The 12476-nt window shown below is 49.0% G+C and carries 17 protein-coding genes; 9 read left to right on the top strand and 8 right to left on the bottom strand.

The genetic code is table 11. From position 1 onward, the window contains the following. Positions 1-5: 5 nt before the first annotated feature. From lptB to ACXAG2_RS06915, 7 genes are all read left to right on the top strand, one after another. A complete protein-coding gene (gene lptB, locus ACXAG2_RS06945) occupies positions 6-731 on the top strand; it encodes an LPS export ABC transporter ATP-binding protein (protein ID WP_119500185.1) in 726 nt (241 codons plus the stop codon). A 95-nt stretch (positions 732-826) separates the two neighbouring features. After that, the gene (locus tag ACXAG2_RS06940) at positions 827-2311 is read left to right on the top strand and encodes an RNA polymerase factor sigma-54 (RefSeq protein ID WP_474844921.1); all 1485 of its coding nucleotides are present in this window, start codon (positions 827-829) and stop codon (positions 2309-2311) included. Between the two features lie 32 nt (positions 2312-2343). After that, the gene (gene hpf, locus ACXAG2_RS06935) at positions 2344-2631 is read left to right on the top strand and encodes a ribosome hibernation promoting factor (protein WP_119500183.1); all 288 of its coding nucleotides are present in this window, start codon (positions 2344-2346) and stop codon (positions 2629-2631) included. 8 nt (positions 2632-2639) lie between these two features. Continuing rightward, entirely contained in the window at positions 2640-3083 is a 444-nt protein-coding gene (gene ptsN, locus ACXAG2_RS06930) for a PTS IIA-like nitrogen regulatory protein PtsN (RefSeq protein ID WP_119500182.1), read from the top strand. A 46-nt stretch (positions 3084-3129) separates the two neighbouring features. Further along, the gene (rapZ, locus tag ACXAG2_RS06925) at positions 3130-3975 is read left to right on the top strand and encodes an RNase adapter RapZ (protein WP_474844923.1); all 846 of its coding nucleotides are present in this window, start codon (positions 3130-3132) and stop codon (positions 3973-3975) included. Continuing rightward, entirely contained in the window at positions 3975-4247 is a 273-nt protein-coding gene (locus tag ACXAG2_RS06920) for an HPr family phosphocarrier protein (protein WP_119500180.1), read from the top strand. The genes rapZ and ACXAG2_RS06920 overlap by 1 nt, the downstream gene beginning before the upstream one ends. A gap of 53 nt (positions 4248-4300) precedes the next feature. Then, a complete protein-coding gene (locus ACXAG2_RS06915; protein ID WP_474865423.1) occupies positions 4301-5044 on the top strand; it encodes a substrate-binding periplasmic protein in 744 nt (247 codons plus the stop codon). 17 nt (positions 5045-5061) lie between these two features. On the opposite strand, the gene yiaA is transcribed toward ACXAG2_RS06915, so the two are convergent. The 3 genes from yiaA to ACXAG2_RS06900 are packed head-to-tail and all read right to left on the bottom strand — an operon-like array spanning position 5062 to position 6584. Beyond that, positions 5062-5454 (bottom strand): inner membrane protein YiaA, encoded by a 393-nt coding sequence (gene yiaA, locus ACXAG2_RS06910; RefSeq protein ID WP_303573680.1) that lies wholly within the window; start codon positions 5452-5454, stop codon positions 5062-5064. An 18-nt stretch (positions 5455-5472) separates the two neighbouring features. Continuing rightward, complete coding sequence (locus ACXAG2_RS06905; protein ID WP_474844925.1) at positions 5473-6246, bottom strand: DUF2145 domain-containing protein; 774 nt, start codon at positions 6244-6246, stop codon at positions 5473-5475. Beyond that, entirely contained in the window at positions 6243-6584 is a 342-nt protein-coding gene (locus ACXAG2_RS06900; protein ID WP_474865422.1) for a hypothetical protein, read from the bottom strand. The genes ACXAG2_RS06905 and ACXAG2_RS06900 overlap by 4 nt, the downstream gene beginning before the upstream one ends. A gap of 114 nt (positions 6585-6698) precedes the next feature. On the opposite strand from ACXAG2_RS06900, the gene ACXAG2_RS06895 reads away from it, so the two are divergent. Together ACXAG2_RS06895 and mgtE are read left to right on the top strand one after the other, a co-directional pair. Continuing rightward, the gene (locus ACXAG2_RS06895; RefSeq protein ID WP_474865421.1) at positions 6699-7454 is read left to right on the top strand and encodes a helix-turn-helix domain-containing protein; all 756 of its coding nucleotides are present in this window, start codon (positions 6699-6701) and stop codon (positions 7452-7454) included. Between the two features lie 140 nt (positions 7455-7594). Next, on the top strand, positions 7595-8953 hold the full coding sequence (mgtE, locus tag ACXAG2_RS06890) for a magnesium transporter (RefSeq protein WP_303573685.1): 1359 nt from the start codon (positions 7595-7597) through the stop codon (positions 8951-8953). Between the two features lie 26 nt (positions 8954-8979). Here mgtE and ACXAG2_RS06885 read toward each other — a convergent pair whose 3' ends face one another. The 5 genes from ACXAG2_RS06885 to sspA all read right to left on the bottom strand — a co-directional run bounded on the left by ACXAG2_RS06885 (position 8980) and on the right by sspA (position 12443). Then, positions 8980-9726 (bottom strand): response regulator transcription factor, encoded by a 747-nt coding sequence (locus tag ACXAG2_RS06885; protein ID WP_474865419.1) that lies wholly within the window; start codon positions 9724-9726, stop codon positions 8980-8982. Between the two features lie 63 nt (positions 9727-9789). Next, positions 9790-10494 (bottom strand): spondin domain-containing protein, encoded by a 705-nt coding sequence (locus ACXAG2_RS06880; protein ID WP_474844928.1) that lies wholly within the window; start codon positions 10492-10494, stop codon positions 9790-9792. Positions 10495-10502: 8 nt separating this feature from the next. Further along, positions 10503-11177: a spondin domain-containing protein gene (locus ACXAG2_RS06875; protein ID WP_474865620.1), complete on the bottom strand. Its 675-nt coding sequence runs from the start codon at positions 11175-11177 to the stop codon at positions 10503-10505. A 178-nt stretch (positions 11178-11355) separates the two neighbouring features. Next, positions 11356-11814 (bottom strand): ClpXP protease specificity-enhancing factor, encoded by a 459-nt coding sequence (locus tag ACXAG2_RS06870; RefSeq protein WP_474844929.1) that lies wholly within the window; start codon positions 11812-11814, stop codon positions 11356-11358. Then, the gene (sspA, locus tag ACXAG2_RS06865; RefSeq protein ID WP_119500171.1) at positions 11811-12443 is read right to left on the bottom strand and encodes a stringent starvation protein SspA; all 633 of its coding nucleotides are present in this window, start codon (positions 12441-12443) and stop codon (positions 11811-11813) included. Before sspA ends, ACXAG2_RS06870 begins: the two co-directional genes overlap by 4 nt. Between the last annotated feature and the right edge of the window lie 33 nt (positions 12444-12476).

The following is a 12476-nucleotide window of genomic DNA, read 5'->3' as shown; positions in this document are numbered from 1 at the left end:
GTTACATGGCAACCCTGAGTGCGACTCACCTGGCAAAGTCGTATAAATCACGCCAGGTCGTCCGTGACGTTAGTTTATCGGTTTCTACCGGACAGATAGTAGGTCTGCTGGGTCCTAACGGTGCAGGTAAAACCACAACGTTTTACATGATTGTGGGTCTTGTGCCGCTGGATAAAGGCAAAATCCTCATTGATGAGCAGGAGCTGACGCACCAGCCAATGCACGAACGTGCCCGCCGGGGAATTGGCTATTTACCCCAGGAGGCATCCATTTTCCGCAAGCTGACCGTACATGAAAACATCATGGCGATATTACAGACGCGTAAAGACTTAAAAAGTCATCAACGTGAACAGGAAGCGGATGCACTACTTGATGAATTTAATATTAACCATATACGTAATAGTACAGGTATGAGTTTGTCGGGTGGCGAACGCCGCCGGGTTGAAATTGCCCGCGCACTGGCAGCCAATCCGCAATTTATTTTGCTCGATGAACCCTTCGCCGGAGTTGACCCGATTTCGGTTAATGATATAAAGAAGATCATTCAGCACTTACGGGACAGAGGTATCGGTATCCTCATCACCGACCACAATGTCAGGGAAACCCTTGATGTGTGTGAAGAGGCCTATATCGTCAGTCATGGAGAACTGATTGCTCAGGGCACCGCAGAACAGGTATTAAGTAATCAAAAAGTTCGTGATGTATACCTTGGTGAGCAATTCAGGCTATAGTTAAGATATCGGGATGAGCATTTAGCGGAGATTTCGCCACCGGCACTCACACCGCTACAACCGGATGTCCTTTTTAGAGTTTATATAAGACGTAGATGAAACCATCTTTACAGTTAAAATTTAGCCAACAACTAACAATGACGCCTCAGCTTCAGCAGGCGATCAAGCTATTGCAGTTGTCTACGCTGGACTTACAACAAGAAATTCAGGAAGCTCTCGATTCTAATCCTTTGCTGGAAGTCGACGACAGCTCCGACAACGATGTAATTGAGAAAAATAACATCGACAATGATGACAGCATGCAAGAGTCTGCATCAGCCTCGTCTTCTGACAGCATGGATACCGGTGAAGCACTGGAAAAGAATGATTTACCGGATGAGCTGCCCATCGACAGTACCTGGGATGAGTACATTTCTGCGTCTTCTGCCCCCGCGCCCGGCCCTTCCGGTGGTGATGATGAACAAATCTTTCAGGGTGAAACCACCGAAAATATTCAGGACCATCTGCTGTGGCAAATGCGTCTGACACCTTTTTCTGACACAGACCGCGCCATCGCGCTGGCGATCATCGATTCCATTGATGAGTCCGGCTATCTAACGGTTACAGTTGACGACATTCTGCAAAGCGTAAACAGTGAAGATATGGAAGAGCCCGTAGAAGAAGATGAGGTTGAGTGCGTACTTAAACGTATTCAGCTTTTTGATCCTCTCGGTTCCGGCTCCCGCACACCGCAGGAGTGCTTGTTAGTTCAGCTGGCGCAATTTGCACCGGAAACACCGTGGCTGGAAGAAGCCAAACTACTGCTCAGAGAGCATTCCGATCTGTTAGGCAGTAAAGATTACCGTACGTTAATGCGTAAAACCCGCCTGAAAGAAGATCAGTTACGGGAAGCGATGCGTTTGCTGCAAACGCTTAATCCCCGTCCGGGCAGTGCATTAATTACGAAAGAACCCGAATATGTCATTCCGGATGTATCGGTTGCTAAGAAAAATGGCCGTTGGGTTGTAGAATTAAACCCCGACAGCCTGCCTAAGCTCAGTGTTAATCAGCAGTATGCTGCAATGAGCCGTAAAGCAAGAAACAGCAGTGATTCACAATTTATCCGCTCTCACATGCAGGAAGCAAAATGGTTTATTAAGAGCCTTGAGAGCCGGAACGATACGCTGCTGAAAGTAGCAAATTGTATTGTTCAGCAACAGATGGGCTTTTTTGAGCATGGCCCTGAAATGATGAAACCAATGGTGCTGAATGATGTCGCAGAAATGGTAGATATGCACGAATCTACTATTTCCAGGGTAACAACGCAGAAGTACATGCACACGCCCCGTGGTATTTTCGAGTTGAAGTATTTCTTCTCCAGCCACGTTGCCACTGAATCAGGTGGTGAGTGTTCATCTACAGCGATTCGCGCCCTGATTAAGAAGCTGGTTGCCGCTGAAAAGCCAAGCAAGCCACTGAGTGACAGCAAGATTGCTTCGTTGTTGGCCGATCAAGGCATTATGGTTGCCCGGCGAACAATAGCAAAGTACCGGGAATCCTTGTCGATCCCGCCGTCTAACCAACGCAAAAGCCTTATCTAACTTAAGGCTGCTCAAAATAAGGAAGACGAAATATGCAAATCAACCTTTCTGGTCATCACATTGAGATCACTGATTCTTTGCGTAATTATGTCGATACTAAGTTCAGCAAACTGGAACGTCATTTTGACCACATATCAAATGTGCACGTTATTTTAAATGTTGAAAAGCTTAGCCAAAAAGCAGAAGCAACGGTTCATCTTAGCGGCGCGGAAGTCTTCGCCTCTTCCGAAAATCAGGACATGTATGCTGCCATTGACAGCATGGTCGATAAACTCGACAGGCAGGTCCTGAAACACAAGGAAAAGCTTAAAAAGCACTAATTGAATTCATGGATATACAAGCCATAGTCAGCCTGGACCGCACCGAGTGTGCGGTCCAGTGCAATAGCAAAAAACGCATTCTCGAAATCATCAGCGGGATTGCAGCTAAAAATAACCCCGATGTTGATGAAGCCACCGTATTAAGTAGCCTGCTGGCCCGTGAGCGAATGGGCAGCACGGGTATAGGTAACGGCATTGCCCTCCCCCACGGTCGCCTGGCCGGACTGGAAAAAGTTATCGCCATTGTGGTTACCAGCACACCCGCCATCGATTTTGATGCTATCGACAACAAACCTGTGGATATTTTCTTTACTCTGCTTGTCCCTCAGGAACAAACCGAAGGGCATTTACAAACTCTGGCCATGGTTGCCGGAAAACTCAGCGATAAAGAAACCATAAAAACTATCCGCAAAGCTCAGACAAGTGATGATATTATTCGCGCATTACAGTAACTTAGTGTAATACGCACCGACAACACGTGACTTCAGGAGAAACGGCGTGAAGTTAATCATCATCAGCGGACGTTCCGGTTCAGGAAAATCAGTAGCACTTCGTGCCCTTGAGGATCTGGGGTACTACTGCGTCGATAATATTCCGGTTAATCTGTTACCAGCCCTGACACACACTGTCGCCGATGAATACGAGCAGGTAGCTGTGAGTATTGATGTCAGAAACTTGCCTAAAGAGCCTTCTGAGCTGGTTGAAATTCTCGACTACCTGCCGGAGTCATGGACTGTCACCATCGTATATATTGACGCAAGTGACGATATGCTGGTGCGCCGGTTCAGCGAAACCCGGCGGTTACACCCGCTGGCCAAACTGAATAAGTCATTGTCAGATGCCATCCAGACAGAACGTGAACTGCTGGCGCCTGTAGCGGAAAGAGCGGATTTGAATATTGATACCGATTCTCTGAGCATCCACCAGCTGGCAGAATTAATCCGCGAGCGTATCCTCGGTAAGAAAAGCTCACGACTTGTTCTGGTATTTGAATCATTCGGCTTTAAACACGGTATTCCCAAAGATGCAGACTATGTGTTTGACGCCCGTTTTCTGCCAAACCCTCACTGGGAACCGGATTTAAAACACCTGACAGGCCTGGATACACCGGTTCAGGTTTTCCTCAGTTCCCAGCCTATAGTGACCAAATTTATCTGGCAGATTCAGAACCTCATCACGACCTGGTTGCCACACCTTGAACGGAACAACCGCAGTTATGTGACAGTCGCTATCGGATGTACCGGCGGACAGCACCGTTCAGTTTATGTAGCGGAATCACTGGCGAAAAACTTCCGGGAATCTCATCCTGATGTCCAGATCCGCCACAGGGAGCAAAGTAAATAATGCGCATAGAGAAATCTCTGACTATTGTTAATAAACTGGGCCTGCATGCCAGAGCTGCAACGCAGTTGGTGCAACTGGCGAATCAGTTTGATGCCGAAGTTATTTTACAAAAAGGCGATAAGCAGGCTAATGCCAATAGTGTGCTGGGACTGATGATGATGGAAAGTCATCAGGGGGAACAGGTTACTGTGATCTCTGAAGGTCCGGATGCTGAAGCTGCAATGGATGCCGTCGAGGCATTAATTGCAGGCAGATTTAACGAAGATGAATAGCGCCTGTACACCACTGAGTGTGTAGTGCCGGCGAAGGCTTAAAGGCAATCCCGTTGAAACGTTTCATCAGTTTAATCATCTTTTTGACAGCGATGGCTTTTCAAAGCTCAGTATGGTGTGCTGAGCACAGAAAAAGTCTGATAACCGGTGGTACGGCCTGGCCTCCTTATCTGTACATAACAGACAATAACGAGCCGGCCGGTGAAGACTACCAATTGTTGAAGTCGGTTTTAGGCAAGCTGGATTATGCACTGGAAAGCCAGATCCTGCCTGAAAGACGGGTCACTCAGCAAATAGAACTGGGGCAAATTGATGTAGTTACAGGTGCAGCTTTCACACCGGCGAGAGCACTGAAAAACTATTTTTCTGTTCCTTACCGCAAAGAAACCATCAGCTTTGCCTTTCATCCTTCCCATCATGACGAATATGCCGGCAAATCTCTTGAAACCTTACTAAGGGAAGGCAAAACCCTGGCGTTAAATACCGGCGGATGGTATGGCGACTGGTTTAATAAAACTGTCACTGAACAGTACAGTGCGCAGCTTATTCATCTGGATTCCGTTAACCGGCGGTTACAGTTTCTGAACAGAGGCCGTGTCGATTTGGTGCTGGACGATATCAGAGTGATTAGCTTTAATGCTGAACTGCTGCATCTCGAACTGGAAATCAGTGATAATCCCGTGAACGTGCAGGACGTCCACTTCATGTTCAGTAAACAATCTGTGGACCCGGGCTTCATCGATAAATTCAATCACGTCCTGTCTGGCTATGTTAAAGACCCGGATCCTGCGATCTGAGCCTTCAACCTCACACCTTATTCTGCTGCCGTATTATCCCTGACATTTTTTTGCACCGTTATCGCGGCAAACAAACTCAGGACGAATGCCATTCCATAGAATCCTTTTTCACTCAGCAACAGGTTGGCGTTTACCAGACCAATGACTAACAGTGCAATAGCAGCACCAAGGCCAAACCAGCACAACATCAGATATATTTTCGTTGTCTGTATGCCTTCCATTTTGTCCCGCACTGTTTTTTGAACAGATACAGCAGCAAACAGTCCAAAGAGAAATACAGCAAAGTAGTAGCCTTTTTCATTAAGTGGCATATCGGCATTCAGTAGTCCGGTGATGTAAGCGGCAAATCCTGTCAGCAGTGCAATAACAGAAGCAATAAAAAAGGCTTTCGTAGGTTTATTTGCGTTCATGATGATCTCCGTTTTGTATCAGTGACTGGCATACAGCACGGTTTGATGTGCCACCAGTTGATTGTTTTCCAGATAATTAGCAATAGTGGTGAACGTAGCGGTTTGTATCGCGCCCGGATGGTCGCTTAACGACACACCGCTGCTCACCCAACTGCCTAACCGCAACTTCATTTTGTTAACCTTCACCGGCTGTGCTTTAAACCATGCCTGCGTATTGTTTTTAAGGCGATGACTGTCAGTGGTGTCGTAAATAGCAGCATTCAGCACATCAAGGGTGTACTCAGTGCAATTTTGCTTTCCTTCCGTAAACGGACTCGCAATAACGGAATAGGCCGGTTCGTGCAGCAATTTCGCTTTGTCCTGCGCATACAGGGCAACGATTTTCTGCTGCACTTCCCAATCGGGAATAATTATGCCGGTTTTTAACTCCGTTGCTCCCCAAAAGAAATCCACCGGATAATCCGTTTTCAGTACGCTTGTACCCGGCTTATCTGCCAGCTGATATAAATTGTGTATTGCATATCCCTGCTCTACCGTGCCGTCATCCAGCGTAATATCGGAATACAGCGCAATTGCCGTATGGGTGAATGAAATACCTTCAGGCAAGTCTTCAGGCGCCCGTCCAACCCGCGCAATAATGGCCGCATAGGCTCCCTGCTCAGCCAGGTAATGCTCAGTTTGCTTTGCAAACTTTATAATCGCCTCCGGCGCATACCGGCGGGGTGCTTCTTCCTGACTGCCGGCAAATACAGGCAACGCCAGACACGCAAGCATTGCTATCGCGGACCTCATTGAGGTTTCCCCTGTGTCACGATAGTCTGGTTTATCACCACATTAGGTGCCGGGTCTGCAGTAATCACCCGTTTTGTCACCGGTAAAGGTTTATTGCTTTTCTCAATGCTATGGTGAACGGAGTGCGCTGAATCTGCCGCAATCACTGCCACTCCCACACTTAACACGACCGGTGCAACCGATACCGCGCTGGCCACTGATGCTGTTGTTTGCATACTTTCCGTTGCTGCAAGCACACTGTGTTTACTTGCCTGACCGCTGTGTTGTATTGAGTCGTCGGCCATTACACCGCAACTCAGTGTCAGTATTGCTAAACCTGATATCAATCCATGTTTCATTTTTCAGTTCCTCAGTAGTGACTGTGTATTCACAGTAGTCCGGAGAAGAACATTAATAAACTCAAATAATTGATGTAGACTATTTCAACACCAAAAGTATCACTTATTAATACTATGCAGCAGATTAAGCAACTCATCGGTACCCTGAAGCGCTGTTTGAAGCAGCGGGGTTTTACTTATAAATCACTGGCGGAGCGCCTTGACCTGAGTGAGGCAAGCATAAAAAGATGTTTTGCACAGAAAGCCTTTACTCTGGAGAGACTGGTACAAATTTGCGATGTGATGGACCTGACCCTCAGTGAACTGTTCCAACTCAGCGAACGGGAACAGCCCGCCCTGTCCCAGTTAACTGAAGAACAGGAAAAAGAGTTACTGGCTAACCCGAAGCTTTTGCTTATGGCCGTGCTGGTAAGGGACGGATGGCAGTTTGACGATATCACCGGGCATTATGCGATAGACCCTCTGGAAGGTGTCAGGCTGCTGGCAAAGCTCGATAAACTCAGGCTGATAGAACTTTTACCCGGCAACCGCTACCGCCTGCGCATTGGCCAGAATTTCCGCTGGATCCCGGGAGGACCGTTAGCACAGTTTATGGAACAGGAAGTTATGGTGAAGTTCATGGCGCCGAAGCGGGGTGAACCCTGGCTGTTCAGGTTATACATCCGTGGCCGCTATTCAGAGGAATCCATCCGGATCATTGAAAAGCGCCTGAAGCAACTGTCAACGGAAGCGGCAGAATTAAACGATGCTGACTCATCTTTACCGGTTTCAGAACGAACACATATTGGTATGTTGCTGGCGGTACGCCCCTGGGAACCCTCCCTGTTTGAAAAGATGCGCAGAGAGCAAAGCGAAGCGCAGCAACAATAAATCGCCCCGATGCTCACAATTTGCGCAAACGGACGGTTTGTGGCGATTCGCAGGCAGATATACGCCGCTTTCCCGATGACAGTTTCCGGAGGGTAAGGTATTCTTTATCTACCTCCCTGTTTGTTTCTCAAAGGATTTCCGTGGCAGAAGCACTCGAAAGCAAATCAGCACAAAGCCAGCTATGGGCTCTTAATGCGGCGTTAAATGACGGCCGTTTTGTTTCTGTGCGCAAAATGCTGCATGAGCTGCCACCCAGCGATGTTGCCCTGATCCTTGAATCCAGCCCGACCCGAACCCGTGATGAACTTTGGGACCTCATAGACGGCGATTTTCACGGCGATATCTTAGAAGAGCTGTCAGAAGATGTACGTAACGGTATTATCAGCAAGATGGTGCCGGAGAAGGTTGTTGATGCCCTTGAAGAAATGGACACCGATGACCTGGCGGAAACTTTAAGCAGTCTGCCGGATGAAGTATTGCAGGACATTCTGCAGTCCATGGATACTCAGGACAGACACCGGGCAGAACAGGCACTGTCTTACGGTGAAGAAACCGCCGGTTTTATCATGAATACCGACACCATTACGTTGCGCCCTGACGTAACCGTTGATGTGGTGTTGCGCTATCTCAGACTGAAAGGCGATTTACCGGAAAACACGGACACATTTTACGTGGTTAACCGCACAGATAATCTGGTGGGCATTGTGCCGGTAGCACGCCTGCTGACAGCGGATCCCGACGATAAAGTGTCAGAAGTGATGGATGATGATCCCGAAGCGATCCCTGTTAATATGCCTGATGGTGAGGTTGCCAGTCTGTTTGAACGTTACAACTGGTTGTCAGCCCCTGTTGTGGACGAGAAAAACCGCCTTGCCGGTCGTATTACCATTGATGACGTAGTCGACATTATCCGCGAAGATGCGGAGCACTCGATGATGAGTATGGCCGGTCTGGATGATGAAGAGGATACCTTCGCGCCGGTGTTACAATCTACCCAGCGCCGCTCCGTGTGGCTGGCTGTGAATCTGGTTACCGCCCTTCTTGCCGCAGCGGTCAGTGACTTATTTGAAGCAACACTGAGCCAGATGGCCGTGCTTGCTATCCTGAATACCATCGTTCCCAGCATGGGTGGTGTAGCCGGTAACCAGACACTCACACTGGTTATCCGCGGTATGGCACTGGGCCATGTTAATGGCAGTAACGCAAAGTGGCTGGTTAATAAAGAGCTGGCAATCGGCCTGTTAAACGGCGTGATGTGGGCAGTACTTATCGCTTCTGTAATAGGTCTGTGGAAGCAGGATCTTATGCTTGGCCTCGTTATCGCCTTCGCCATGCTCGTCAACATGATTGCCGCTGCGCTATCCGGTGCAACCTTACCCATGATCATGAAACGTCTGAAAATCGACCCTGCCCTGGCCGGCAGCGTTATTCTGACAACCATTACCGATGTAGTGGGTATATTTGCCTTCCTGGGAACTGCGTCACTACTTTTAACCTGAGCATATTCACGCCCGGCAGCCACGTCTTAAAATGTGGCTGCAGGATATCTGTCAGCCGGCACATGATGCAGCCGGCGACTACTTACCGGCGGCCGGGGCGTAAAGCGGTATCCTACTCCCCTGACGGTTTCCAGCATAGCAGCCACGCTCTTATCTGCAGCCAGCTTACTTCGGAGCCGGTTAATGTGTGACACCACTGTATGTTCATAGCAGTCGAGCTGATGACCCCACACCGTTTCCAGTAGCTGATTCCGGCTGAATACCTGATTGGGGTGACGGACAAAATGCGTAAGCAACGTAAATTCCGTAGCGGTAAGCGGCAGAGCACTTTCGCCGATCATTGCCTGATGGGATCTGATATCCAGAGATAACCTGCCAGACTGCAAAAGATGGCAACCCGACGGCTTTTTCTCATCTTCAGGACGATAGCGGCGTAGCTGCACTTTCACTCTTGCCTGTAAAACCCTGTCGTGGCACGACAACATCACCACATCGTCTGCGCCGAGTTCCAGCGCGAGGATATGGTCAGTTTCACTTTGAGATGCGGTAACAATAATGACAGGCAGCAGAGGGTATTGCCGGCGTATTTGACGGCAGACGTCCAGTCCGCAGCGGCCGGGCAATACAATATCCAGAACCACCAGACTAAACTGATTTGCCGCGATTGCCTCACAGGGGTCGCTAAGCGTTGTCACACACTGGTGTCCCAGTGCCTCCAGACACTTGCGGATCCGCTGTGACTGAGCCTGATCATGCTGAGTTAACAAAATCATCTTCCCTCCGGCTGTTTTCATATGCAATGACTCGCATAGAAACAGACCGGAGGTGCCTGTATTTTATTCCATCCGGGTGATAATTAATTTCATCACCGGATTGTCAAAACGGTGTTCTGAACCGAGAACAGAGTCTGTCAGTCCACCCTCTGCACTGACAACGCCGCCATGAAATGTGACAGCATCAAGGGCCTCTCTGCCGTCGCTGACACCTTCCCCGCCATCTGCCGGACCAGGTATAGTGCCCGCCGACTCCGTATTTTCTTCTGTACCCGCATCGTAGACATGGGGAAACATGGTAAGCGTGTCATTTGTCACCAGCGCAGATAAATCCAACCCGGTTATTCCTGTGAATCCGTCATTGGTATTTACCAGCATAGTGACCACACTCAACAAAGCAGAATCACTGGCTTCCATGGTAAGCATAAAGGTTTCGCTGCTTCCGGGCATCAATGGCTCAGTACCGGCTTCTGCAACCAGCGTCTCGTCCTGTGCTGTCAGTGCACTGCTGTCTCCTCCTTCAGCAAGCATGGCTAGCCCGTCCGATGCAGCGCTGCCGGTTTGCCACAGAGTCACAGAGTCACTGGCAATCACCGCGACCGGCGAGAATGGTTGTGCAGCTGTCAGATTGGTTACGGTTATTTCATAAGTCCGCATTTCAGGTGCCGGGGGTTCAACGATGGTTTCATCATCGTCATCTGAACACGCCGCCAGGGTGAATAAAGCGACGGTCAGTGCGCTGAGGCGAATTATCCGTTGATTCATCATATCCACTCCTATTCACTTACCGTAACAACCACTCTGGCTACGGGATTGAGCCAGCGCTGTACCGTGTTTTGAACATCACTCATACCACCGCTGAGCATATCGTCTCCCAGATTGCCGGGATGGATATGAACGGTCGCATTGGTGATAGTGGCATTCACCCCGGTGCCGTCCGTACCGACTAACGCTTCCAGAGGAGGAGGAACCGGCATACCTGCTTCACCGGGTACGCCGCTCCCGCGAACTTCATCATTGGCCTCGGTACCGGCATCATAGGCATTTAAGTAAATCATGTAGGTGCCGGGAGTTTCCGGTATGGTCCAGCTGTCTAAACCGACAAAGCCATCATTGGTGGGCAACAACATGGCTACCAGACTCAGTTGGGTATTGCCGTCAGTGGTGGTCAGCATGGCAGATGTGGTCATTGCCGGCATAAGTAATCCGTCAGCGGGATTACTGACCATATCAGCAGATGCTCCGGCAGCCATTGTTTCCAGCCCTGAGATATCACCGCCTTCCGCCATAGCCTGCAATTCTGTGCTTGCTGTTTCACCGGTCACGAACAGATGGGTGTCGCTGCTGTGTGCTGCTATGAATAAAGGTGTGAATGCGATACCCCGGGTGAGGTTTTCCACTGATATTTCTACTTCAGCGGCGCTTAAAGTAAATGCCGGCAGGGTGGCCATGCAGAGGGTTGTGTAGCGAAGGGTTCTGTTTGCCATGATAAAGCTCTCTGTTGTTGTATGGAGCATTTATCCTGGCGCAGGATCCTCCCGGTTTGCTCACGGCCAGATCACAACAGCAGCACTTTTAAGAAACAGTATTAAACAGAATTAAAAAATCCGGCGCGCAGGCCGGATTTTTTTATTTAATGATTTTCAGCGTAGGTTTGCCTTTCTTCGGCGGCACCGGTGCGTTCTCAGAATCGCCATCGGTAACGTCGGAAGACGGTCCGTTCAGCGTGTCAGTATCGTCACCGCTCAACTGTTCAGGCGCCTGCATTTCATCTTCAACAGCAAAAACAGTTCCTGCGCCATTCTCACGGGCATAGATTGCCAGTACAGCATGACAAGGCATATAGATCTGGCGGGGTTGCCCACCAAAACGAGCCTGAAACGAAATAGCGTCCAGATCCAGCGAGAAGTTAACGCACGCAGAGGGAGAAACATTAAGCACGATCTGGCCGTCTTTAATGAATTCCTGCGGAACATCAACACGCTCCACCGTGGCATCTACTACAATGTAGGGCGTTAACTGGTTGTCTACAATCCATTCGTAAAATGCACGCAGCAAATACGGCTGATTGGATGTCATTTTACTCATAACGGATTATGAATTTCGCGTTCCTGATCAGTCAGAGAAGCTTTGAAAGAACTGCGGGAGAAAATGCGGTTCATGTATGCATTCACTTCTTTACTGCCATTACCGGTCAGAGTGATCCCCAACGCAGGTAAACGCCACAGCAGCGGTGCCAGGTAGCAATCAACCAGGCTGAATTCTTCGCTCATGAAGAATGGCATTTCAGCAAAAATAGGACCTAATGAAAGTAACGCTTCACGTAATTCGTTACGGGCAGCTTCTACATCACCTTCATTACGGAAAATACGTGCAGCCAGAGAATACCAGTCCTGTTCGATGCGGTGCATCATCAGGCGGCTCTGACCACGGGAAACGGGGTATACCGGCATCAATGGAGGATGAGGGAAGCGCTCATCTAAGTATTCCATGATGATATGGGATTTATATAACACTAACTCTCTGTCAACGAGGGTTGGCACAGTACCGTAGGGGTTCAGATCAATCAGATCCTCAGGCAGGTTAGTTGGATCAGTGTAGCTAATTTCAACACCCACACCTTTTTCCGCCAAAACAATACGAACCTGGTGACTATATATGTCAATAGTATCTGAGAACAACGTCATGATTGAACGCTTATTCGCGGCTACGGCCATTCATTTTCCTCCGTCGAGAGTGTTACCTTGCCC

It is taken from the genome of Alteromonas sp. ABH4_456 (genome assembly GCF_056160645.1).
This window is presented reverse-complemented; position numbering and strand designations above follow the sequence as displayed.

Excerpts from the sequence above, each read along its gene's own strand:
- lptB (WP_119500185.1), top strand. The coding sequence starts at position 6 with ATGGCAACCCTGAGTGCGACTCACCTGGCAAAGTCGTATAAATCACGC.
- ACXAG2_RS06940 (WP_474844921.1), top strand. The coding sequence starts at position 827 with ATGAAACCATCTTTACAGTTAAAATTTAGCCAACAACTAACAATGACG.
- hpf (WP_119500183.1), top strand. The coding sequence starts at position 2,344 with ATGCAAATCAACCTTTCTGGTCATCACATTGAGATCACTGATTCTTTG.
- ptsN (WP_119500182.1), top strand. The coding sequence starts at position 2,640 with ATGGATATACAAGCCATAGTCAGCCTGGACCGCACCGAGTGTGCGGTC.
- ACXAG2_RS06920 (WP_119500180.1), top strand. The coding sequence starts at position 3,975 with ATGCGCATAGAGAAATCTCTGACTATTGTTAATAAACTGGGCCTGCAT.
- yiaA (WP_303573680.1), bottom strand. The coding sequence starts at position 5,454 with ATGAACGCAAATAAACCTACGAAAGCCTTTTTTATTGCTTCTGTTATT.
- ACXAG2_RS06905 (WP_474844925.1), bottom strand. The coding sequence starts at position 6,246 with ATGAGGTCCGCGATAGCAATGCTTGCGTGTCTGGCGTTGCCTGTATTT.
- ACXAG2_RS06900 (WP_474865422.1), bottom strand. The coding sequence starts at position 6,584 with ATGAAACATGGATTGATATCAGGTTTAGCAATACTGACACTGAGTTGC.
- ACXAG2_RS06895 (WP_474865421.1), top strand. The coding sequence starts at position 6,699 with ATGCAGCAGATTAAGCAACTCATCGGTACCCTGAAGCGCTGTTTGAAG.
- ACXAG2_RS06885 (WP_474865419.1), bottom strand. The coding sequence starts at position 9,726 with ATGATTTTGTTAACTCAGCATGATCAGGCTCAGTCACAGCGGATCCGC.
- ACXAG2_RS06880 (WP_474844928.1), bottom strand. The coding sequence starts at position 10,494 with ATGATGAATCAACGGATAATTCGCCTCAGCGCACTGACCGTCGCTTTA.
- ACXAG2_RS06875 (WP_474865620.1), bottom strand. The coding sequence starts at position 11,177 with ATGGCCACCCTGCCGGCATTTACTTTAAGCGCCGCTGAAGTAGAAATA.
- ACXAG2_RS06870 (WP_474844929.1), bottom strand. The coding sequence starts at position 11,814 with ATGAGTAAAATGACATCCAATCAGCCGTATTTGCTGCGTGCATTTTAC.
- sspA (WP_119500171.1), bottom strand. The coding sequence starts at position 12,443 with ATGGCCGTAGCCGCGAATAAGCGTTCAATCATGACGTTGTTCTCAGAT.